Source organism: Streptomyces violaceoruber, assembly GCF_033406955.1.
Lineage (GTDB): Bacteria > Actinomycetota > Actinomycetes > Streptomycetales > Streptomycetaceae > Streptomyces > Streptomyces violaceoruber.
In genome coordinates this window covers 2,048,168-2,069,911 of record NZ_CP137734.1, presented here as the reverse complement: position 1 = coordinate 2,069,911, position 21,744 = coordinate 2,048,168, and the positions used below count along the sequence as shown (strand labels likewise).

The 21,744-nt window shown below is 67.4% G+C and carries 16 protein-coding genes and 3 pseudogenes; 9 read left to right on the top strand and 10 right to left on the bottom strand.

Going from position 1 to position 21,744, the window contains the following annotated elements:
• Positions 1-18 precede the first annotated feature (18 nt).
• The 4 genes from R2E43_RS08975 to R2E43_RS08960 form a co-directional block, all read right to left on the bottom strand.
• Positions 19-969 (bottom strand): hypothetical protein, encoded by a 951-nt coding sequence (locus R2E43_RS08975; protein WP_332056088.1) that lies wholly within the window; start codon positions 967-969, stop codon positions 19-21.
• The gene (locus R2E43_RS08970) at positions 957-2,126 is read right to left on the bottom strand and encodes a restriction endonuclease subunit S domain-containing protein (RefSeq protein WP_332056087.1); all 1,170 of its coding nucleotides are present in this window, start codon (positions 2,124-2,126) and stop codon (positions 957-959) included. Before R2E43_RS08970 ends, R2E43_RS08975 begins: the two co-directional genes overlap by 13 nt.
• Positions 2,123-3,430, bottom strand: coding sequence for an HsdM family class I SAM-dependent methyltransferase (locus tag R2E43_RS08965; RefSeq protein WP_332056086.1), 1,308 nt, complete (start codon positions 3,428-3,430; stop codon positions 2,123-2,125). The genes R2E43_RS08970 and R2E43_RS08965 overlap by 4 nt, the downstream gene beginning before the upstream one ends.
• A gap of 390 nt (positions 3,431-3,820) precedes the next feature.
• Positions 3,821-4,945, bottom strand: a complete 1,125-nt coding sequence (locus tag R2E43_RS08960) for a DUF4062 domain-containing protein (protein ID WP_332056085.1) — start codon at positions 4,943-4,945, stop codon at positions 3,821-3,823.
• Positions 4,946-5,023: 78 nt separating this feature from the next.
• Here R2E43_RS08960 and R2E43_RS08955 point away from each other — a divergent pair, with 78 nt between their 5' ends.
• The 3 genes from R2E43_RS08955 to R2E43_RS08945 all read left to right on the top strand — a co-directional run bounded on the left by R2E43_RS08955 (position 5,024) and on the right by R2E43_RS08945 (position 7,711).
• Positions 5,024-5,476, top strand: a complete 453-nt coding sequence (locus R2E43_RS08955; RefSeq protein WP_332056084.1) for a hypothetical protein — start codon at positions 5,024-5,026, stop codon at positions 5,474-5,476.
• A 184-nt stretch (positions 5,477-5,660) separates the two neighbouring features.
• Positions 5,661-6,263, top strand: a complete 603-nt coding sequence (locus R2E43_RS08950) for a hypothetical protein (protein ID WP_332056083.1) — start codon at positions 5,661-5,663, stop codon at positions 6,261-6,263.
• Positions 6,260-7,711 carry a hypothetical protein gene (locus tag R2E43_RS08945; protein ID WP_332056082.1) on the top strand — a complete coding sequence of 484 codons (1,452 nt, stop codon included), beginning with the start codon at positions 6,260-6,262 and terminating at the stop codon, positions 7,709-7,711. Before R2E43_RS08950 ends, R2E43_RS08945 begins: the two co-directional genes overlap by 4 nt.
• 160 nt (positions 7,712-7,871) lie before the next feature.
• On the opposite strand, the gene R2E43_RS08940 is transcribed toward R2E43_RS08945, so the two are convergent.
• The 3 genes and pseudogenes from R2E43_RS08940 to R2E43_RS08930 all read right to left on the bottom strand — a co-directional run.
• Complete coding sequence (locus R2E43_RS08940; RefSeq protein WP_332056081.1) at positions 7,872-8,906, bottom strand: IS630 family transposase; 1,035 nt, start codon at positions 8,904-8,906, stop codon at positions 7,872-7,874.
• A 202-nt stretch (positions 8,907-9,108) separates the two neighbouring features.
• Positions 9,109-10,338: a PIN domain-containing protein gene (locus tag R2E43_RS08935; RefSeq protein WP_332056080.1), complete on the bottom strand. Its 1,230-nt coding sequence runs from the start codon at positions 10,336-10,338 to the stop codon at positions 9,109-9,111.
• A gap of 661 nt (positions 10,339-10,999) precedes the next feature.
• Positions 11,000-11,156 (bottom strand): annotated as a pseudogene (locus R2E43_RS08930) (DUF475 domain-containing protein); the annotation flags it as partial.
• Positions 11,157-11,159: 3 nt separating this feature from the next.
• Here R2E43_RS08930 and R2E43_RS38975 point away from each other — a divergent pair.
• Both R2E43_RS38975 and R2E43_RS08920 read left to right on the top strand, forming a co-directional pair.
• Positions 11,160-11,447, top strand: a complete 288-nt coding sequence (locus tag R2E43_RS38975) for a transposase (RefSeq protein ID WP_390338770.1) — start codon at positions 11,160-11,162, stop codon at positions 11,445-11,447.
• 23 nt (positions 11,448-11,470) lie between these two features.
• Positions 11,471-11,727, top strand: a pseudogene (locus R2E43_RS08920) (LuxR C-terminal-related transcriptional regulator); the annotation flags it as partial.
• Between the two features lie 359 nt (positions 11,728-12,086).
• Here R2E43_RS08920 and R2E43_RS08915 read toward each other — a convergent pair.
• Positions 12,087-12,383, bottom strand: a complete 297-nt coding sequence (locus tag R2E43_RS08915) for an antibiotic biosynthesis monooxygenase family protein (protein WP_234328607.1) — start codon at positions 12,381-12,383, stop codon at positions 12,087-12,089.
• A 118-nt stretch (positions 12,384-12,501) separates the two neighbouring features.
• Positions 12,502-15,045: an MMPL family transporter gene (locus tag R2E43_RS08910; RefSeq protein ID WP_011030524.1), complete on the bottom strand. Its 2,544-nt coding sequence runs from the start codon at positions 15,043-15,045 to the stop codon at positions 12,502-12,504.
• A 153-nt stretch (positions 15,046-15,198) separates the two neighbouring features.
• On the opposite strand from R2E43_RS08910, the gene R2E43_RS08905 reads away from it, so the two are divergent.
• From R2E43_RS08905 to R2E43_RS08895, 3 genes and pseudogenes are all read left to right on the top strand, one after another.
• Complete coding sequence (locus R2E43_RS08905) at positions 15,199-15,795, top strand: TetR/AcrR family transcriptional regulator (RefSeq protein WP_030864013.1); 597 nt, start codon at positions 15,199-15,201, stop codon at positions 15,793-15,795.
• A 314-nt stretch (positions 15,796-16,109) separates the two neighbouring features.
• A complete protein-coding gene (locus R2E43_RS08900) occupies positions 16,110-16,304 on the top strand; it encodes a hypothetical protein (RefSeq protein WP_003973114.1) in 195 nt (64 codons plus the stop codon).
• Positions 16,301-16,590, top strand: a pseudogene (locus R2E43_RS08895) (type II toxin-antitoxin system death-on-curing family toxin); the annotation flags it as partial. The gene R2E43_RS08900 and the pseudogene R2E43_RS08895, both read left to right, overlap by 4 nt.
• Positions 16,591-17,018: 428 nt before the next feature.
• Here R2E43_RS08895 and R2E43_RS08890 read toward each other — a convergent pair.
• Entirely contained in the window at positions 17,019-18,584 is a 1,566-nt protein-coding gene (locus R2E43_RS08890; protein ID WP_193485501.1) for an ABC transporter substrate-binding protein, read from the bottom strand.
• Positions 18,585-19,030: 446 nt separating this feature from the next.
• Here R2E43_RS08890 and R2E43_RS08885 point away from each other — a divergent pair, with 446 nt between their 5' ends.
• Positions 19,031-21,628, top strand: a complete 2,598-nt coding sequence (locus R2E43_RS08885) for a collagenase (RefSeq protein WP_016327472.1) — start codon at positions 19,031-19,033, stop codon at positions 21,626-21,628.
• The last annotated feature ends 116 nt before the right edge of the window (positions 21,629-21,744 follow it).

The window sequence follows — 21,744 nt, the reverse complement described above, 5'->3', positions numbered from 1 at the left end:
TACTCTCGTAGCACGCCCCTAAGCCCACCACTCCGTAGGCATCTCCCGCACGAGGTAGCTCCACGGATCGTTCCGAAGAGCCGGTGGTGGGTCTTCCTCGTACAGCAGGCGAGAGACCTCCTGGCAGACGAACTGCGTGAGGCCACGGAGGGTCACCCGCAGGTGCTCCCAGCCGTGCGTATCCTCGATGACTTTTACGAACTGTTCTGGACGACGCGCATCGTCCGTGATGTGTGACAGGGCGTTCCGGCGCGCCCCGAAGCGGCTGAAGTGGTTGTTGAGCTGGGAGAAGACTGGCTGTGAGAGCAAGGGCCGCGATTCCGCTAGCAGTTCCAGGAGCGCTCGGCCGCCATCCCCGGCCCCCGGTTTCAGTGCCTCTGCGATCCCGTAACCGCGCCAGTAAGTGGACGTCTGCATCATCTCGGGCCACGGCTCGGCCATGCCCTCCAGCGCGAGGACGTGGTTGACGAGCCCGAGGTACGCCGCGACGAGGTTATCGTCGTCAGGCATGCTCGCCGGAGCGACGGGGTCGACTGGTACGTCAGTCGAACTCAGACTGACGACTTTGCCGAGAGTCCACCCGTATATGACCGGGTTGAGGACCGATGGCAGAGGCATTCTTAGATCGGGGACCTCGCTGACCGCACGCCTATGGACGTTCGCCCTGAGCGCCGAACTCAGCGTGTTGTCGTCGCCTGTGTTGCGAAGGCCGGCCAGCACCCAGGTAGCCAGGAGGGCATGCTCGACACTCTCGACCGAGATGTTCTCGACGCCTTCCGCACCGGCCAGTTCCAGCTGCATCGCCCAGTACTCGTCGTAGGCGTCGGCAGCGGTACTCAGCCACGCGGGGGCGTACCCGATCTCGCTCAGCCGCTCTTCGAGGTCGTCGTACCGCTGCTTGTCCGCGGCAAGCAACCGGTACAGCTCGGCGTAGACGAGCGGCGAAAGCGTGCAGCTCATACCGTCCACAAGACCTGCTCCAATTGATCCGCCAACCCCACGTCCGGCTCGACGTCTCCTTCGAACTCGAGGGCTTCTGCTGGGATCGGGAATCTCTCGATGTCCGTCCTCCGCAGGGACGGAACCGTCACGCCCCGCAAGAACATGCGCCTCCTGGTCTGCCCCTCGCGCCCGTTTAGGAAGTGCGCGAGCGCAGGTCCTTGTGACTGGTCATGCAGCCGGAGGACGAAGATGCCCGGATCCGCGACGGCCGGGCGTTGCGCGATGGTGGCGTACGAGTACTCGCCCACGCGGGCGATCAGGAGGTCGCCCGGGGCGATGAGGGTGACGGTGGTGGACTGCGGCGCGGCCCATCGCCGGGTCGGACGGCCCCCCAGGACACTCACGTCCACGACCGGAAGCGTGCCCGGCAGTTCCGTCGGCACCTCGAAGCCGCGGGTTGAGCGGGACGGCTTCATCTCCCGTACGAAGGAACCGAGCGGTTCGCCGTCCTCCAGGAGCTCGGGACGAGGAGTGGCGAGCATGATCCCCCAGTCGTCCCGGAGCCGAAGGTCAGCCGTGACCCACCACGTCGACTCCGACGGCTCCTCCTCGCGATGCGTTCCCGCCTCGATCGAAGCCAGCACTCTGTCGAGCCGCTGGACCTCCACAAGGGGCGGCAGGGGCACGCCCATCTCCAGCAGATCCGGCGTCTTCACGGACGCCATAGTGGTACCTGTGGCGAGCGACGCCCGACGAGCCTGTCCCGCCCGCGAGTTCAACACGGCCCAGATCCACCGGGAAAACACCGGATCGAGAGGCCGGAGGGCCGTGAACCGGGATGAGAGGAGCGCACCGTTCAGCCGGTCGTCGACAAGAATGGCCGGCCCGGACGGCGAGGGCGGCACCAGGACATCACCACGCCGAAGGCCGCGCGTTCCGACGGTGAATGCCTTGCCTTGGTACTTGGTGCTCCGCCGCCGAATCGCCCCGGTCCGCGCCACCAGGCCGGCGGGCGTGATGACTGGGGAACCAGCGGTCGCGACACTCCCCGCCCGGACACTGGTAACGAGTTCACGCAATGGGACCACCGACGCCGCTGTCGGCCAAGCGAAGGTGGAACCAACCAGGCGTCCTGGATCCCAGTCGGCCTCGCCCCGCAGATCAACTGTCAAGAAGCTGCTCATGACCGTCCTGCGGTACGTGGCCGGTCGTCTTCTGCGTCGACGAACTCCAGGACGGCATTCAGCCCGGGACCTTCCGGGCCGAGTTGCGTCTCCCAGTCCTCACCGAGATGGGCGACCAGCGTCTCCGCGGGCTCAGTGCGGTCGATGACGACGAGAACGGAACGGACACCGGTGCCCGTGATCGCTCCTGCCGGAAGCCCGATAAGAGCGGCTACGTGGAAGTTCTCGGCCAGGAACATCCTGTATGCCGCGTACCGGTCCGCGAAGGTGAACGAGTGAGCGATATGCAGGACAGCGCGTCCTCCGGGCTTCAGCGCCCGCACACACTTGTCCAGCGCTGCGACATTGCCGTCGGACGTGGTCGATCCGTCCAGGAGAAGGTGGCGGTCGGCCAGGGAGAGACCGACAGGCGGCGCCGTGACTACGACGTCGGCATCCGCGAGGTCCCTCTGGAAGGAGTCGCCCTTCTCGATCACCACGTGCCTCGGCGCGTCCCGACCGATCCCTGCCGCGAGTTCGGCGAGCTGTGCGTCGAACTCGTAGCCGATGAACTTCGCCGCGACGCCTTGCTCCGCAGCACGGTCCAAGGCCGTCCAGAGGAACGATCCGGTTCCGCAGAACGGATCCAAGACGGTGCCAGCTAGATGCTTCTCAACCAGCGCCGAAACGGCGGAGGCAACCACTCGGGGTGAGCTGAACTCTCGGTGTCTGCCACGAGAGGCGAACTCGGTCAACGCGTCCCGCTTCGCGCGCCAGAGTACGTCTGCCCGAACCGGCACGAACCCACCGTCGGGCAGTTCGATACCCGGCCTCCCATTTCGGGAAGACGTCAGGACGTCCCCGGAAGGAAAGTACCGGTCGGCTGAGACCCCGGAGTTGCGGAGACGGTCCGCCTCGAACCACAGACGTTGCACCAGGAGGGAGGTAGCCAGCGACCGGTCGGTGACCAAGCCTTGCGAGCCGTGCTCGGGCGGAGTCGGGCCGTCGACCGGCTGCAAGGAACGGACACCACGGTCGGCCTTGAACCACTGCCCATTGATCACCGCGTAGTGCTCGAGCGTACCCAGCAGGTCCCGGCTGCCCGCCAGGGAGGGAAGGACGAGCTCGGGCTGCCGGAGCTTCTTGTTCTTGTACTCGACAACCGCCCACGGCACGAGTTCCCCGTCGGCATTCGACGCCCACGCCAGTACATCCGGCCGAAGGTTCGACAAGTTTTCAAGCCGCGGTTCGACCTGCAGAATCGTGTAGCCGACGGCACGCATCGCGGCACGAACCTCGGCGATGTCGGACCTGTGATTCGGCATGGGGCTCCCCTCCCTTCTGCCGCCTTCCGCAACAAGGCAGCCCGGCAGGCTATCGCGCCTGATCATGCCCTGCCAACAGAGGCGCGACGGGTACGGAGGCCGGTCCGCGCCTTCGACTCGGGCACCGGTGTCGAGGCTGGGGCGCGATTGGCCCGTGCGGCCCCGGAGACACGAAGTGACACTGGCGTTCGACCTGTACCCTTCCGTCCGGTACATGATTCACGCGGTGGAACTCGTCTGGACGGTCCGGTCAGGGTGGTGTGCTCAGTAGGTCGACCGTCCGCTTCAGTCGCTGGCAGAAGAGGGCGTCGATCGCCAAGCCGGTTCGGACCTTGTCAAGCGTCAAACGAGAGCAGGCGGCGGCCGTGCCCGCTTGCTGTCGAAGCGGCCTCAGGCAGCGGAGGGGTGGTGCGCGATCAGTGCCCGCGCGAGATGTTCGGCGACTTCCTCGGCTCCGTCCTGCAGGGCCGCCAGGGTGACGGACTCGTCGGGCTCGGTACGCAGGGCGAATGACCTGCCGAAGCCAGCCAGACTGGCTGTGCGCCGTGACTGACGTGGGTCGAAGGTATCGATGCTGGTCATAGCGGGCTCCGACACGCCAGCAGCCACCACGATGCGGTCCTGCCTGATGATGTTCAACGAGCCGGTGAACTTGAGCAGTTCGGCGATTTGCTTGGGCAGGGCATTGGGATCGAGGATCGGCCCCATACTGTCCTGGGGGAGCAGGGCCCGGGTGGAGAGCTGGCCCGTCTTGTACAGGCGGACCTCTACGAGCTGGCCCGGACGGGGCGTGTCCCACGAACGGGGGCGGCTGGCCGGGACGGAGACGGCCATATGGTCCTGCGATCGGGAAGAGCTGAGGGGGACATCGTCCTCGACCATACCGGTGAGGCGCACACGGCCCGGCAGCGAGTGGCCGAGCGCCTCCAGTTCCCTAGCCGAGTAGCCAGCAGAGTCCAGTGGTAGGACGTGCAGTTCCAGAAGGGTGGTCACGCCGGCGGTCTGCAGGCCGCCTGTACCCTCCTCGAGGGTCCAGTGCAGGGCGGGTGGCTGGGCCAGCTTGGCGAAGGCCAGGGGGGACGGGCCCGACTCCAGCTCCCGGATCTTCCCGGCGACCTTAGGGAGCAGGTCCGCGGCCGTGCGGAAGCTGTCGCGGAATACGCCGGTGGCGTACGCCTCCACTACGCGTACGAACTCGTGCTGACTGGGCTCGAAGGTCACGTCCAGCTTGCGATAGACGAGGCGGGGCATACCTGCTTGCTGGGCTGCTACCCACTCGTCATGGGTTGCTGACTGCCCTGTCTCGGGGAACACGTGGCCGTAGTTCGGGCCTAGGAGAAAGAGGCACGCGTCGGCGGTCGACAGAGCTTTCAGGCAGGTTTCCCGGCTCGGCGTGGTCTGAGCTGAGAAGTCCTCGAACCGGACCGGGGTGTGACCGAGAGCGCGGACCAGCCCGTCAAGGGCGTCACGCTCCTCCTCCAGGCCCTTGCGGGCACTGCTGATGAAGATCCTCACGCTACGGTGTCTCCACTGCTGAGGGTTCTGCTGTGAGGCGAACCGGGTGGCTGGTGCCGGCATTCAACTGGGGGTTTGATGGCCGAGACGTCGGAAGAGGCGATACGCGCCTATTGGAAGGAGCACCGGGAGCAACTGCGGCAGTGTGAGACCCAGCGCTCCACATTGACGAACCTCCTGCTCATCGTCACGGCAGCCCTGAGCGGTCTGATCGTCCAGCAGAAGTTCACGCTGAACGTCATGCCTTTGTGCCTCTTCGTCGCGACGACTGGAGTCTACGGGGCTGTGGCGGTGGCCAAGTACTACGAGCGGGCCTCCTACCACCTCACCCAGGCACGGGCGTTGACCCGAGACCTGGCGGACCGGGGCGTGCTGGGGTCCGATGAAGGGCTCGCCCGAGCACGCGCGGCGCACTACCGCAAGTTTCCCCGGCTGCACCGCATTCGGCTTCACCGCCTGTGGGTAGGGCTGCACCTCGCTATAGCCCTGTACGGGCTCTCCCTCCTTCTCGTCTGTGTGATTGTCGCCTGACGACTCAGGGAGGAGGAGCCGCCTGAGCAGAGGCTGTCGCCCTGCCTGCGTGGATCCTGTGGTCCGCTCCGCTCCTTCGCGGCACCGCCAGGTTGTCTGCACAGCACTCCCCTGCTCTGAATCAGGGACCGCTCGCTAGTACGGCCATCAGCCGCCGCCCCTCCGCGGCGCTTAGACTCTCACCGTGGTAGGAGAGGACGCCCACTTAAAGGGAATCTCGGGAGCGAAGAGAGCCAAGCTCTACCTCGAGGGCACGATGCGGATCTGCGGGGCCTTCGCGAACACGGACTCGGACGCCTGGGCGAGGAAACTGACACTCGCCTGGCCGGAGGGCGGACAGACCTTCTCCTTCGACCTGGGCGGGTCGATGCGGGGCGCCCCGTACCATGGCGACCAGTTCTGCGCGGAGGTCAAGCACTATCAGGGGCCGGCGGACCAGGGCACTCACTTCGTCGAGTTCCTCGCCAAGTGCTACGTCGCGCACCAGGAGAAGTACCTCTTCGGCGATCACTACATGTGGATCACCTGGGCCCCGTTCAACGTGAACAATTGGTCGCAACTGCACGATCCGCAAAGGATCGAGTCCGCTGTCGTCCGGCACCGGCAACGCATCTTCGGTGACGTCTCCGAGGACGAGGCCAGGAAGAAGATCGACGCGATCGCGGTGCAGAGCGTGTCCGAGCGCGTGTGGCGCATCGTCCTGTCAGAAAAGCAAGAGGGCCTGCTACCCCTCACCGAGTGGCGGGCCATCCTGGCGCACGAGCTGACCCTAAAGGGGGAGTGGTGAACGCCGTCGCATCGTCGATCGCTGAGGCACTCGAGGCGGACGACCCGTACCGCTCGTTCGCCGAGATCAAACGACTCCTCGAACAGCACCTCCGGCAGATCAATCCGCAGATCCGGACCAGGCGCACCGGATACTACAACCACACCCACATGCCGGACCTGGTCATGCGATGGCCACACGACGACGACCTCAGCGACCGATACGTCTACCTGCGCAGCACGACGGACGCGGACGAGCTCGTATTCGACATCAGGCGCCTTGCTCGCCAGGACCGGCCCATTGTTCTGGCGCTCGGCGCCCTCCGCCCGTCCTTCGACGCCCGCGCCCTGGATTCGCTCGCGATCGACCACCACACCCTGGTGTTGGACCTGGCGGCTTTCGCGGAGCTGACCTCTGGCGAGTCGGCCGACGCCGCGTTGAGGCGTCTGATCGCGAACACCGTCATTGAAGGTGGCCAGGGTCTCCTTGACGAGCGCTCCGTGTCCCGGCTGGCCCGTGCCATGACGACCGGCGCGCAGGCAGCCCGCCGCGGTGAGCGTGGGGGGACTGAGGACGCGCTTGCCTTTGCCTCGGACACGCTGTCCCCACCGATCGCGCGCCGCCTGACGGCCTTCTTGGGTACCTTGTGGCGCGCTAGTGGTGCACCGGTAGCCGAGCTCGAACGCGCTCCCAGGTATCCGCAGCAACTGGACGAGTCGTCGCTCGATTACCTCCTCGAAGGCCAGGAGATCCCTGATGGGAACTTCTGGAGCCGTATCGCCCGTGAGATCACTCTGACCGATCTGCTGCGGCACGGCAGGATCACCGCCACCGACAATCTCCAGCACCTCATGCGCGCCGCGCTGAGCACATGGAACGCCCGGGTTTGCGGCGTAGCCCCCTCCTCCGTCGCCGCTCGCCGTGGCGCAGCCCCCCTGCACTGGACTAAGGGCGAGGGAGCCCTCAGCTTCGACGCGCCCGGCTTCGTTCTCACGCTCGCCCAGAAGGTCGACCACCTGACATCGTCGGCGGCACGGGCGGCGTACGAACTGCCGGCCCTCGACGAGGTCGGCAATCGTCTGCCGCTCCTAGAGCTGAGCCTCAAGGCCATCACGCTGGTCAACGGTGGCGGGAAGGTGGCGTACGAAGGAGAGGTGGGCGCTTTGCATGGGGACCGGCTCCGCCACCTCAGCGAATCCCTCGGACCGGGAACCCTGGTCAAGAATCTCGAAGCCCTACCGCCAAGTGGCGTACCGGTGAGGTACAACTTCTCCACCCGGACCGCCTCGGTAAAACCGCCCCGCGGCAGTGTCCCACTACTGGAGCTCGTGAACACGTCCATCCGACTCTTCACGGATCTATCCCGCGAGGAGGAGGAACGCCTCGTCGAGGTGATCCCGTCGGGCGGCCGCACCCTGCATGCCGGAATCGAGCACGACATGCCGGGGGCAGAGTCACCCGCCGACTGACCCGCGGTGGGTCCACTCCGCAGTGGGCATACCGATGCGCCCGGCCCTGGCCCACCGTCCGCCTGGAGGACCGACGCTCGGCTTTCGGTGAAGTGCTGTGCGGTCCACCCGCGCTGCTGGGTCGTGCCCATCTCCTGACCGGAGCCCGCACCCACTGCACCTAAGCGGCTTGCCTGAAGTTCTGCGCGTAACGCTTCGGTAGCCAGGGCGAGGCCCAGGGTGCGGCGGTGGTCAGCATCTGGGTGGGTGAGCGCTGCCGGAAGAAGGCGTGGACCTGACGCTGGCGGCCCGGCCAGGTGACGGCGGTGTTGGCGAGGCGGGCCTTCAGTGCGGCCCAGATACGCTCGACCGGGTTGTCGTGCGGGCTGTAGCGGGCGCCGAACAGCAGGCGCAGGCGGGGGTGGTCGGCCAGGTAGGTGGTCACCGCCTTCGCGTGGTGGATGCTGTCGTTGTCGCAGAGCACCGCGACGGCCGGGGCGTCGGGGTAGGCGGTCAGCAGCAGCTGGAGGAAGGCGATGAACGCGGCGGTATTGCGGCGGGAGAGGGTGTAGAGCCAGGCGCCGGTGGCCACTTCCAGGGCGCCGAAGACGGTGGTCTGCCGGTTCTTTCCCGGGGAGGCCACCTGCTGCCGCGTCCCGCGCGGGATCCAGCTCGCCCGGATGTGCGGCAGCAGGTGCAGGTGGGTCTCGTCCTCGGCCAGGGCCACCGACCCGGGCGGCAGGGCCCGCAGTTGGCGGCGCACGGCGGCCAGGACGCGCCGCCGGTCGGGGTCGCCCCTGGCCGTCAGGCGGGGCCGGCGCCAGGCGGCCTGCTCGCGAGTGCGCCGGTGGACGGTGCGCGAGCTGATCTTCGGCCGGCCCAGGCGGTGGTGAATCCGGCGGATCGTCCACGGGCCGGGGTGGGTCAGCAGCCGTCTGATGCGCTCGCCCAGTCTCGGCCCGCCGAGCCGGGGTCGTCCCGGCCGGGGGTGGTCGGCCAGGCCCGGGGCGCCGTCGGTGTTGTAGCGGTGGATCCAGCGGCGCACCGTGGCCGGGTGGCAGCCGAGCAGCTCGCCGATCTCGTCCGCGGTCAGGCCGGCCCCGGACAGCAGCACCATCACGACGCGGGCGGCCTCCCGCCAGCGGTGATGCAGCAGGTGGTACAGGTGCTGGTACGCCGGACCGGAAGGGTTGGCGAACACGGATGCCGGACGCATACCGACCTTGACCTCGCCGGGTTTGCCACGTTTTGGTCAACGTCGATGCAACACCCGGCGAGGTTTTCGTGCCATCGGGGCCGTCGCGCCCGGCCGACGCCGCCGCCGCCGATTCCACGCAGAACTTCAGGTCATCCGCTTAGACGTGGCCCCCGGGCCGCCCGCAGGTGCAGCGGCCGATGACGAGCAGCCGGAGGCTGCCCTACCCGTCCTTACGCCGGCTACCGGCCCACAAGGCCATAGCCATTAGAGCGCTCCGCAAGAGAGTCGGCTTCTCGGCTTCCTGCCACTTCGCGAGCTGTTGCCACACCTCCGCCGAGTAGCCGGGGAGAGAGGCGGATGCCGCAGGGACCGAAAGCCGTTGGAAGTCATCTGCGGTGAGGGGCCTTGGAGAGCTGCTGCGCAGGATAGTGAGCTGTGACTCAGCCCTGGTTGGGCTCAACAGCAGGCGCGTCTCCCAGGCGCATCCTACTCGTCCGAGCCCCGATTGCCTGCCAAGTAGAGCCAGGCCGGTGAGCAGCCAGCGCACCGTTGCTGTGCACCATACGTGGTCGCCGATGCGGTAGGCGCTTACATCGCTGACGAGGTCCACCTGGGCGTAGGGCGTCGTAATCCAGGGGCCGGCACCGCCCATAAGGGGGCGTTCGCTGTCGTCCGAGTCGGGCCAGAGTGTTCCCAGGAAGGTGGGTGCGTCGAACGCGTGCATGCTCTCCACGTCGACACCCCACTTGGCACCCGCCTCCCGGGCGATGATCGATGCCACCTCGGGAGTACCCACCTGCTCCTGCACCAAGGCATCGTCCACCTCGGTGGGCTGAGTGAACTCGGCGACGACGGGGTCGAGGGATGCATAGTGCTTGAAACGATCCCCCAACTCCTGGATGTCCCGCCACAGTCTCGCCCGTCCCTTGTACGAGGAGCCGTCACCGAAGTCGTTCGTGTTCTTGCTGACGAAGTACACCGTCTCGTCTGGGTGCTCGCGCGCGTACTCGACGGCGGTCAGCCATATCGCGGCATCACGCGAGCCGGTCTTCACCGGCTTGTTCACCCCCTTCATCTCCAGCTGCTTGCATGGCGGGATGACATTTGCCTCCCGGTAGGCAGCCTCTTGCAGTACCGACGCGCTCGGAGGCAGCACCTCCAGGATGGCGGCGAAAGCATCCCGCCAGTACCGCCGCACCTTCTCGGTTTCGAGAGGCTGCATGACGGCGTTGGTCTCCCAGGGCGTGATCAAGCGCAACGCCTTGTGCGCGTGGAACGCGGCGTCGTACTTCTCCTGGTACTTCAGCGCCCGTTGCGCGGCCAGCTCCTCCATGACCGTCCACGGGACGGCGACGCCTTGCACCCCCGTCGCCCGGATGGTCTTGAGCAGGTCGACACTCGCGTTGTCAGGAGAGACACCCCACAGCATGTTCGTGTCCAGGATGATCAAAGTAGGTGGCTCCGTCCCCGGGCGGCGTGCAGCAGGCGGGACAAGCCTCCCAGGCCCGGAGCGGCCTCGTCAGCGAATTTCGATCACACTGCCCCTTCAACGGCGAGCCTCTCGTACGCACTGGGCGCACCGACGTGACGCCACCGACGTGAGGCTCCGTACCGGGGGAGGCGCTGCGTAGGTAGGCATGACGCGCCAGATTGTCGGCGCCGAATCGATGTAGGGCCGTGACGCTCATTTGACGCTCCGGGCGCCCGGCGGCCCTCATTCGGGACCCACATGCATCTCTGACCTGCGGCTTTCCTGCCTGTGTCCAAGCCGACATCTTTCCGATGACTGCGCACGTTGAGTGCGTGGCGATTTTGGAGCCCGCCGCAAAGGGGCTGTGACCTGCATTTTTCTTGGTTGGATCAGGAGCGGCCTGTTGCGCTCGACCTGTTCTCCAAAGCGCACGACGTAGAGCTTGCGGACCGCTCGTGAAAGCCGCCTGACCTGGCGTTGCACGAGCGGTGCCGCGATGTCGGCGTGGTCGGCCCTTCTCCTGGCGCGAAGGGAAACCGAAGGTCTTGACGCTCGGGTGACGCTACTTCTGAAGGGTCGTCACCGACTGGGGAGGCAGGGCCCTGCCTCTCGCGCCCGATGAAGCAGGTTCTCTCTGCTCCAGGTAATCGTCGAGGGTGCCCTGACGGATCAGGTAGACGGTCAGGGACCGCAGGGTGCAGGGCGTCGACGCCCAGGTCGAGGATCATCAGGGCGCTGTCATTGGTGATGGCGAAGGCGCCGATCACACCGTCGACGGAACAGGTTGCGTTCAGGAGTCTGTGCGGGCGCCGCACCGGCACGGTCTGGAAGCTCGGCTCCGACCGCAGCTCGCCACCAGTCCGAGAGGAGCCGATACTGTCCGGTGCCGGGTGACCCTTCGTGCAAGCGTTGCTGCCCCCGCTCGGCAGACCGGGGCAGCAACGCTTGCACGATCGGCCGGTACTCGACGGGATCGTGTGGAGTTTCGGACCGGAACGGCTTGGCAGGACGTGCCCGAGCGGTACGGCTCCTGGGCCACATTGCACACCCGCTTCCGTCGATGGGTGAAAGGCGGCACCTTTCAGTGAAAGGGGGTTCCGCTCCCCGGGACCTTGCGCCCACCGTCGCCGACCGGCTGATGAACCGGCTCCGCGCTCCCGCCACCAACCTGACCCGACGTGAGACCGAAGTCCTCTCACCGGTCGCCGACGGACTGTCCGACCAGGCCATCGGCGCACGCCTCCACTTGACCGAAGGCACCGTCGATATCACCTGGCCTGCATCTATGCCAACATCGGAACCGACTCGCGCACCGCCGCTGTGGCCACTGTCACCGCCATCGACGACCTCGGGCTCATCCGCCGCTGAACAGTATGTGGTGGGCGGTGTTTCCGTTCTCCACGACTTCAGCGGCGTCCGGAGTTGTGGTGCTGGCTGGGCTTGGTGCCCGCTCCTCTGAACCCATGTGAACGCCCACGGCCAGTTCGAGCCGGACACGCCCCCCGGACCTGGCCTCCGCCGCGGCCAGAATGCCCGGCCCCTGCACCTGGTCTGCCTACCTGTACAGGCGAGGGCGGTCCCTCGGAGCCACTGCCTGTAACTCCGAGGGGCCGCCCTTGGCCGACTCGGCGGTCACCGCGGATGCGGTGCGGTCAGGAGGCACCGTCTGCGTCATCAGGCGCGGCTCGGCCGAGCGAGTTATTCCGGCACCCGTGGGACCAGAAATGTCAGCCCTGCGTGACCGCTTCGAAGACCGTGACGCGGTTGTCGTCGGAGAGCGAGTGGGTGGGGTCGGCGTGCGCGGCGCGGAATGCCTCCGACGAGGTGTAGGCGGTGAATGCGGCGTCGTCCTCGAAGTTGAGGACGGCCAGGTAGCCGTGTGCGCCCTTGCGGGGACGCAGCAGCCGTGCGTTGCGCAGCCCCGGCACGTTGGAAAGGGTGGCGCGCATGCTGGCGGTGCAGTTGTTCTCGAACGCGCCCTGGGCGGGCGCGGCGACGGTGAACTCGGTGACGGCGGTGCTCATTTCTGTCTTCTCTCGGTTGTTGGTGTGATGTCGGTGGCTGTCCCGCCCGGCCGGGGCCCGCACGGCGATGGCGATGATGTGCACCGCGTGTCCGATCGAGTTCCGTTGCGGGGTGCGGTTACAGGGCTGGAGTTGGGCTCGGGTCCGCGGTCGGCTGAGGGAGCCTGCCTGTGCGGCGGGCCCAGATTTCGAACGCGATAGTCATGAACGGGGGTACGGCGGCCAGCAGGGCGAAGATCGTTGTCCGGCCCAGCCGCCACTTCAGCCGGATCGCGACCAGGACGGTCAGGGACACGTAGACGATGAAGGCGGCGCCGTGGAGGGTGCCGAAGATCCGTACGCCGAGTTCGGTGGTTTCGGGGATGTACTTGAGGTACATCCCGGCCAGCAGACCTGCCCACGTGCACGCTTCGATGATCGCGATCCAGGTGAACGCGCGCAGCAGACGGCTGGTGCCGGTTTCGGCAGCCCGTGCGGCCGGCGCGTCGGCGGAAGGCGGTTCGGAGGTGGGCGTGGAGGGTGTCTGCGGGGTGCCTGGGCGTGCGGGCCACAGGGCGCGGTTGCCGAGCAGGCGGACGATGGCGGGGACCAGAAGCGGGCGGATGAGGAAGGTGTCCAGCAGGATGCCGCAGGCCATGGCGAAGCCGAACTGGAACAGTTCGCGGATCGGCTGGGTCATCAGGACGGCGAAGGTCGCCGCGAGGATGAGGCCCGCGGAGGAGATGACGCCGCCGGTGCGTGTCAGTGCGGCGGTGATCGCCTTCGCTGGGGGCTGGGTGCGCAGTTCCTGCTTGAACCGGCTCATGATGAAGATGTTGTAGTCGACGCCGAGCGCGACGAGGAAGACGAAGATGTACGCGGTGACGCGGTTGCCGATGCCGTCGTCACCGAGGACGGTCACGGTGAAGAAGGTGGTGGCGCCCAGGGTGGCCAGGAACGACAGGAGCAGGGTCGCGACCAGGTAGAGCGGGGCAAGGAGCGAGCGGAGCAGCAGGACGAGGACCACGGTGACGATGGCTAGGACCAGCAGCACGATGAGGGTCGTGTCGCGGTCGAGGGCGGAGCGGATGTCGGCGTTCTGCGCGGTCTCGCCGCCGATGAGCACCGTGGCGTCCTGGACGCCGGCGGCCTGGGCTGCGGATTGTGTGGCCTGCTTGAGGGGACCGATCGCGTCGAGTGCCTTGGAGCTGTAGGGGTCGAGGTCGAGGATGACGTCGTAGAAGACGGTCTTGCCGTCCTTGCCCATGCGGGGGTCTGCGACACGGCTGACGTGATCGGCGTCGGTGAGCGCGGTGGCGATGTCGGCGGGTGCGGGGCTGGAGCGCAGGTTGTCCTGGGAATGGACGACGACGGTACTGGGGGCGATCTCGCCGGGCCCGAATTCCTCCCGAATGAGGTGCTGTCCGTGCTCCGACTCGGTGGCGGCGCGGAAGCCGCTGAGGGTGTTGAAGCTCTCCTGGTAGCCGAGCAGTCCCGCGCTCAGTACCACCAGGAGTGCGATCACGGCCGAGGCCACCTTGACGGGGGCCCGTGCGACCAGGGCGGCGATGCGGTGCCAGATGCCTGCGCCGCGACTGCGTTCGGCGGCCTTGTCCACGCCCCCGGGCCAGAAGACGCTCCTGCCCAGCAGGAGGACCAGGGCGGGGATGAAGGTGAACGCCACCAGCGCCATGACGGCCACGCCCAGAGCGAGGTACGGTCCGAAGCCGTGAAGTGCCGGGGAGACGGCCACGAGCAGGGCAAACATGGCGAGCACGATGGTCGAGGCGCTGGCGAGGACGGACTCGGCGGTGCGGCGCACGGCGGCCTGCATCGCGCGGGCGCGGTCTGGCTCGTCGAGCAGGGTCTCGCGGTAGCGGGCGGTGATGATCAGCGCGTAGTCCGTGCCCACCCCGAACAGCAGCACGGTCATGATCGAGGCGGTCTGGGAGCTGACCGTGATGACTCCGGCGTCCGCGAGAATCGCGCCGAGAGTCTCCGCCACGCGCATAGCCACGCCCACGGCAAGAAGCGGCACGAGCGCCATCAGGGGCGAGCGGTAGATCGCCAGCAGGATGATCAGGACGAGCACGACGGTGGCCAGCAGCAGGACTTTGTCACCGCCGCTGAAGACCTTCACGGTGTCGGTGGCGATCCCGGCGGGGCCGGTCACCGCGACGTCGGCGGGCCCGGCCCGGTCGGACGCGAGGGCACGCACCTCGTCGACCGCATTCTGGAAGGACTCGTCCGAGGGGCTGCCCTCCATGGGCACGATGACCAGCTGAGCACCGCGGTCCTGCGAGACCAACTCGGCCGCAGCGTCGGGAGCGGTCACCGTGGAGACCACGCTCACGACATGGTCGGGTCGGCTGGTTCCGGAAAGGGCCGAGGTGATGGCGGCGACCGATTGCGTGGCGCTCTTCGCGGCGTCGGTGCCCTTGCCGCGGACCACGATGATCGCCGGCGTCGCGTCCTGGCCCGGAAGCTGGGCGCGGACGAGATCACGGGCCTTCATGGAGTCCGAGGCGGCGGGCGGCAGGTTGGCGGAGGCGTTGTCCTCGACGGATTCCAGGGCCGGGGCGACCCCGGCGAGGAGGCCCGCGATCAGGACCCAGAAGGCCACCACCACGGCGGCGCGCTTCTTCGATCCCAGGAGACATCGCAGCAGAGCGGGGGAGTTCATCGGTTGCATCGGGCAGCCTTCGGCAGGAAGTACGGACAGAACTTAGCGACAGGGTGTCTCTAAGTTGCGTCAAGCTAACACGCCCCCTCGGCCTCTCGGGCGTGGGGGTAGGTTGGCGGGAGACGGCACAGCGTCCGAGGTGAAGCGGAGAAAATGCCCAAGATTGAAGCCGGCAGCGTCCGGGAGCACCGGGCGCAGCGGCTCGCGCAGCTGATTGACGCGGCCGAGGAGCTCCTGGAAGAGGGCGGTGCCGAAGCCCTCACAGCCGGAGCGGTTGCCGCGCGAGCCGGGATCGCCCGCAACAGCATCTACCGCTACTTCAACTCCATCGACGACCTGCTCGAACTCGTCGTCACCCGCGAATTCCCCGCCTGGATCGACGCAGTGGAGCAGGCCATCGCGGCCGAGACCACACCCGCCGCCCAGGCTGCCGCCTACGTCAGGGCCAACCTCGAACAGGCAGCTCGCGGCACCCACGGCTGGCGGGCCGCGCTCTCGCGCGACTCGCTCTCCCCGTCGGCGCGGGAGCGGGTGAGGAATCTGCACATCTCGCTACACGAGGCGCTCGCCCGGGTCGTGCGCGAACTGGGGCAGCCACAGCCCGAGCTGACCGTGGCGGTGGTCCAAGCAGTCGTCGATGCGTGCATCCGCAGAATCGACCAAGGCGACGATCTGACAACCGTGTCCGACTTCGCGGCCGGAGCGACGCGTCGACTGCTCGCGGATGACGACTTGCCACATCACCCGTGACGCACCCCGTCCAGGCGGCTCGCAGGCCCGTCGACAGCGAAGCCCCGGCAGAACGAGCCGGATCTTGAGCCGCACCGGAGCGTGACGCAGACCGCTGGTGGCTCATGCCTCGTCTCATCCGATCTTGCCACCGGGCGGCCGACCGGTCAGTGCCCGACGCCCATCGATTACGACGTCCACGACCCGAACCAGCGCGTTCAGTGCGTTGACGTTCGTGGTGCGCTCATTGGTCACCCGGCCTCTGGGGGTCACCAGCGCTTTTAGGGCACGAGACTCGACGGTGGCGCGTGATACCAGGCAGGCATCATGACCTTATGGCGATGACACTCCGGCTTCCCGACGACCTGGACACGAAGCTTACGGAGCGGGCTCGTGGGGAGGGTTGCAGCAAGCAGGAACTTGCCATCGGGGCCATTCGTGATGCCCGGGACCGGGCCGAGCTGAAGGTCGATGACGTTCTGGCCGGTCTGATGGACAGCGATGCGGAGATTCTGGACTACCTGAAGTGAGCGGCGTGCGCTACCTCCAGATCGACGAGATCCTGGCCATCGTGCGCACGGTCAACGGTGCCGAGCACAGCGTGCGTGACATGGGCCTCCTTGTGTCGGCGATCGAACGGCCCCGGACGAACGTCTTCGGAGCCGAGCTGTATCCCACCCTGCACGAGAAGCCGCGGCACTACTGCACTCCGTCGCCCGCAATCACGCGCTGATCGACGGCAACAAGCGCACCGCCTGGTTCGCCATGCGCGTCTTCCTGCGGTTCAACGGCGCCAGCGCCAGTACCGTCCCGCCGCACGGGCGCCGGCCCGACGGACCCGAGGCCCGTCACGCGCTGCTCACCAGCAGCCCTCTCCTCAGCAGCGCACTGGGACCGGCGCTGCTGATCGCCCTGTCCGCCCTGGGGGTTCTCGCCCTGGACACGGCGTTGTGGGTCTCGGTGGTCAGTGAGGTGGCGGCGCCGGCCCGGTGGGGCTTCGTGGGCGGGCTGCGTGTCGGCGCCGGGCGTCTGGGAGCCCTGATCGCCGGCGTACTCAACGCCGTGATCGGTCTTGGCGTGGTCGCTGTCAAACTCATCGCCGGGCACTGAGAGGGCCTGTGGTGGTGTTCGCGGAGCGCATACGGTGGCAGACCGGTCGGAATCCTCGGCGCCGCGGCCGGAGCGGTCCCGGCACCCCGGCGAACAGCCGCACGTCCCCGTCCGGTCGGGTCAGGTCCGAGCCGTCAGATCCAGGTCAGTCGCCACAGGCGCAGAAGCCCGGTGCCGTCCACCGCGTACTGGCCGCCGCCCACGTCCTCCCCGGACACCACGAAGTCCTTGGCCTGCCACAGCGGGACGACGGGCACGTCGCGGGCGACGATCCGCTGAAGGGCTTCGAGGTCGGCTTCGGCGTCGCTCCGGTCGGCGAAGCGCTGACTGCTCGTGATCAGCCGGTCGGCGGCCTTGCTGCCGTACCCCGTCGCCATGGTGCCGTCCGTGCCGACGAGAGGACCGCCGAAGGTGTCGGGATCGGGGTAGTCGGCGACCCAGCCGACGGCGTAGGCGTCGAGCTCTCCCTCGGCCCAGCTCTTCTGGAATTCGTCCCATTCATATCCTCTGAGGGTCACCTTGAACAGCCCGTCGGCCTCTAGTTGCTTTTTCACCTCCGCAGCCTCCTCGTGGGCTGATCCGCGTCCCGCCGCGTAACCGTAGGTGAAAGACAGCGGGATTTCCTCACCGGCCTCGACGAGGAGGCGGCGTGCCTTTTCGGCGTCCTTGTGAGGGTAGTTGTCGAAGAAGGAGGTGGTGTGGCCCGTGATGCTCGTCGGGATGAGGGAGTAGAGCGGGTCCACGGTTCCGTCGTAGACGTCGTAGGAAATCCGGTCCCTGTCTATCAGCCAGGCCGCCGCCTGCCGTGCGCGTCTGTCGTGAAACGGCTTGCCGCGGCGGTTGTTGAGGTACAGGTTTCGAGTCTCCGCGCTCTGCGCCTCCGTCACGCGAAGCCCCGGATCGCTCGGGTTCAGATCGGCGAGCATTTCGGGGGGAAGCTGTCTGAGGGCGACATCGATGCGGTGGGATATCCAGGCCCGGGCGAGTGAGTCGGGGGTGTCGTAGAAGTGGAGTTCGATCGGCCGGCCGGTGTTCTCGGCGGCGCCCTTGTACCGAGGGTTGGGCGAGAGGGAGATCTTCTCGCCCTTCGCGTAGGAGACGACGCCGTACGGTCCGGTCCCGTCGATCCGGCCGTCCGAGCGCAGGGAGTCCGCCGGGTACGTGGTCGAGTCGACGATCGAGCCCGCCCCGGTCGTCAGCTTGAAGGGGAACGTGGCGTCCGGTGCGGTCAGTCGGAAAGTGACGGTCCGGTCGCGGGCGTCCATCGACTCGATGGTGTTCAGGAGGGACGACGGCCCCACGTCGGAATCTATCTTCTTGACCCGTTCGAACGAGAACCGGACGTCCTTGGCTGTCATTCTGCGTCCGCTGGAGAAGGTGATGTCATCCCGCAGCCGGCATCGATAGGTGCGTAGGCCGGAATCGGTGAAGGAGCAGCTTTCGGCTGCGTCGGGAACGGGCTCCGCCACTCCGGGCTCCAGGGTCAGCAGTGTCTGGAAGACATTGCTGTACAGAGTGGTCGAGCCGGAGTCGTAGCCGCCGGCCGGGTCGAGTGACGTCGGCGGTTCCGTCGTCCCGACCTTGATGGTGGTGCCCTCCTGGTCGTCCGTCGGGTAAAGCAGCAGACCGGCTGCCAGTGCCGTGGCGATCACCGTGGGTGTGATGACGGACGCACGGATGTGCGCACGAATAGGTCTCATGAGGCTCGTCCTCGCAAGATCGAGACGAACAGGAATTTTCGTACCCCTGGGTGGAGAGTGCGTCGGCCAAGTATGCGCAGGCGTCGCTTCCTTCGGAGCCCGACGGCACTTCCGGAACGAAGTCTTATGACTGACACGGTGGAACTGCTATGCCCCGTTCGGCGAGAGGGCCGCCAGGGGTCGGCACCCCCTCTCAGCAGCCGTTCCGCCTCGTCTCCGGTGGTCCTGCGGACCCGCTTGCGCGGGTCCCGCCCACGGTCTCACTCCTCGATGCCATTCCCTGTGCAATGTCACCTGTGCCATGTTCCGTGTTGCAGGGCGTGGCCATGCCAAGTCGGGAGGTCGTTCGTCTTCCGTCAGGTGGCAGTGCGGTACTCCGTTTCCCACGTCCTCTCCCCCTTCAGTCGGCCGTGCTCCGCACGGCCGGATCCCTCATGGGAGGCGCTGTGAGAAAGTCACTGGTACGGCGAGGTCTGGGGGCGGCGCTGCCGCTGGCCCTGACCGTCGCCATGAGCGTGGGCCTGCTGTCGCAGCCGGCCGGCGCAGCCGGGAACACCGGGTCCGTCGTGCACGTCGCGGCGGACGACCCGGAGCACGCGGGACCCCCGCCCGTCGCGCAGTCCCCCACCGCCGAGACGGAGCACGTCGCGCAGGGACGCACGAAGGCGTCCGAGCTTCCGCCCGTGGCCGCGAGTAAGGACGCGCTCAAGGAGGTGTACGGCAAGACCGCGAAGGCGCCGGTCCGTCCCTCGAAGTCGACGGACAAGGCGGTCGCCGGCAAGACCGGCAACTCCCGTGCGCGTGCCGCCGCGTGCAACGTCTCCGACTTCACCAGCCGGAGCGGCGGCGCGCTGGTCCAGCAGATCAAGGCGTCCACGACCGACTGCGTCAACACCCTGTTCAACCTGACCGGGAACGACGCCTACTACGCCTTCCGTGAGTCGCAGATGACCTCGGTCGCCTACGCCCTGCGCGACGGCTCGACGTCCTACCCGGGCAACGCCTCCACCGGTATGCCGCAGCTCGTGCTCTACCTGCGCGCCGGCTACTACGTGCACTACTACAACGCCGGCACGGTGGGCACCTACGGCAGCAGCCTGCAGACCGCGATACGCGCCGGGCTCGACGCCTTCTTCGCCAGCCCGCACTCCCGCGACGTCAACGACGCCAACGGCGAGACGCTCGCCGAGGCCGTCACGCTCATCGACAGCGCCGAGGAGAACGCCCGCTACATCCACGTCGTCAAGCGACTGCTGGCGGACTACGACTCCACCTGGAACTCGTCGTGGTGGATGCTCAACGCGGTCAACAACGTGTACACGGTGACCTTCCGCGGTCACCAGGTGCCCGCGTTCGTGAGTGCCGTGCAGTCTGACCCCGGCCTGATCGACGCGCTCTACAACTTCGCGAGCGGCCACCTCGCGCTGCTGGGAACGGACCAGTCCTACCTCACGTCGAACGCGGGACGTGAACTCGGCCGGTTCCTGCAGCATTCCGCACTGCGCTCCAAGGTCAGCCCTCTGGCCGGCGGCCTGCTCAACTCCAGCTCCATCAAGGGCCGGACGGCCCCGCTGTGGGTCGGTGTCGCCGAGATGACCGACTACTACGACAAGGCCAACTGCTCCTACTACGGCACCTGCGACCTCCAGGCACAACTGGCCCGCTCCGTCCTGACGGTGACCTACCCATGCAGCTCCAGCATCACCATCAAGGCGCAGCAGATGACCTCGGGCGAGCTGTCCTCCAGCTGCAGCAGCCTGCGCAACCAGGACGCCTACTTCCACAACGTGGTCCGTGACAACGGCCCCGTCGCGAACGACAACAACAGCACCATCGAGGTCGTGGTCTTCGACTCCAGCACCGACTACCAGACCTACGCCGGCGCGATGTACGGGATCGACACCAACAACGGCGGCATGTACCTGGAGGGGAATCCGTCGGCGGCCGGCAACCAGCCGCGCTTCATCGCCTACGAGGCCGAGTGGCTGCGTCCGGACTTCCAGATCTGGAACCTCAACCACGAGTACACCCACTACCTCGACGGCCGCTTCGACATGTACGGCGACTTCAACGCCAACATCACCACCCCGACCATCTGGTGGGTCGAAGGCTTCGCCGAGTACGTCTCCTACTCCTACCGCGGCGTCCCCTACACCGAGGCCACGACCGAGGCGGGGCGTCGCACGTACGCGCTGAGCACCCTGTTCGACACCACGTACAGCCACGACACCACGCGCATCTACCGCTGGGGCTACCTCGCCGTGCGGTACATGCTCGAGAACCACCGCGCCGACATGGACACCGTCCTCAGCTACTACCGCGCGGGAAACTGGAACGCCGCCCGCAGCTACCTGACCGGCACCATCGGCACCCGCTACGACAACGACTGGTACACCTGGCTGGCGGCCTGCGCGGCCGGCAACTGCGGTGGCGGGGGCACCAACCCGCCCGGGAACCAGGCGCCCACCGCCGCGTTCACCACCGCCGTCCAGGGCCTGAACGTCACCTTCACCGACCAGTCCACCGACGCCGACGGCACCATCGCCTCCCGCTCCTGGAGCTTCGGCGACGGCTCCACCTCCACGGCCACCAACCCCGTCAAGACGTACGGGTCGGCCGGGTCCTACACGGTCAAGCTGACCGTCACCGACGACAAGGGAGCCACCGCCACCGCCACGAGGACGGTCACCGTCGGCAGCGGCGGAGGCGGCGGCACCGAATGCACCGGGACCGACACTCGGGAACTGGGCCAGAACTGCCAACGCGGCAACCAGTCCGCCACCACCGGCAACTACGCCTACCTGTACCTCTACGTCCCGGCCGGCACCACCCAGCTGAAGATCACCACCTCCGGCGGGACGGGCGACGCGGACCTGTACTACAGCACCAGCGGCTGGCCCGGCACCACGAGCTACACGCAGCGGGCCACGGGAGCCGGCAACAACCACACCCTGACCATCACCAACCCGCCGGCCGGCGCCAACTACATCAGCCTGCACGCCGTCAGCAGCTTCAGCGGCGTCACCGTGAGTTCCGCCTACTGACCCACGGCTCCGCACCAAGGCACGACCCTCACGACGGCCCGGGGCGGCTCTCCCCGCCCCGGGCGGCGTCCGGGGCGGCGGCAGGGGGGAGACCTCCGTCGCCCCGGACCGAGAAC

Excerpts from the sequence above, each read along its gene's own strand:
- R2E43_RS08970 (WP_332056087.1), bottom strand. The coding sequence starts at position 2,126 with ATGAGCAGCTTCTTGACAGTTGATCTGCGGGGCGAGGCCGACTGGGAT.
- R2E43_RS08965 (WP_332056086.1), bottom strand. The coding sequence starts at position 3,430 with ATGCCGAATCACAGGTCCGACATCGCCGAGGTTCGTGCCGCGATGCGT.
- R2E43_RS08955 (WP_332056084.1), top strand. The coding sequence starts at position 5,024 with ATGGCCGAGACGTCGGAAGAGGCGATACGCGCCTATTGGAAGGAGCAC.
- R2E43_RS08940 (WP_332056081.1), bottom strand. The coding sequence starts at position 8,906 with ATGCGTCCGGCATCCGTGTTCGCCAACCCTTCCGGTCCGGCGTACCAG.
- R2E43_RS08915 (WP_234328607.1), bottom strand. The coding sequence starts at position 12,383 with ATGAGCACCGCCGTCACCGAGTTCACCGTCGCCGCGCCCGCCCAGGGC.
- R2E43_RS08910 (WP_011030524.1), bottom strand. The coding sequence starts at position 15,045 with ATGAACTCCCCCGCTCTGCTGCGATGTCTCCTGGGATCGAAGAAGCGC.
- R2E43_RS08905 (WP_030864013.1), top strand. The coding sequence starts at position 15,199 with ATGCCCAAGATTGAAGCCGGCAGCGTCCGGGAGCACCGGGCGCAGCGG.
- R2E43_RS08900 (WP_003973114.1), top strand. The coding sequence starts at position 16,110 with ATGGCGATGACACTCCGGCTTCCCGACGACCTGGACACGAAGCTTACG.
- R2E43_RS08890 (WP_193485501.1), bottom strand. The coding sequence starts at position 18,584 with ATGAGACCTATTCGTGCGCACATCCGTGCGTCCGTCATCACACCCACG.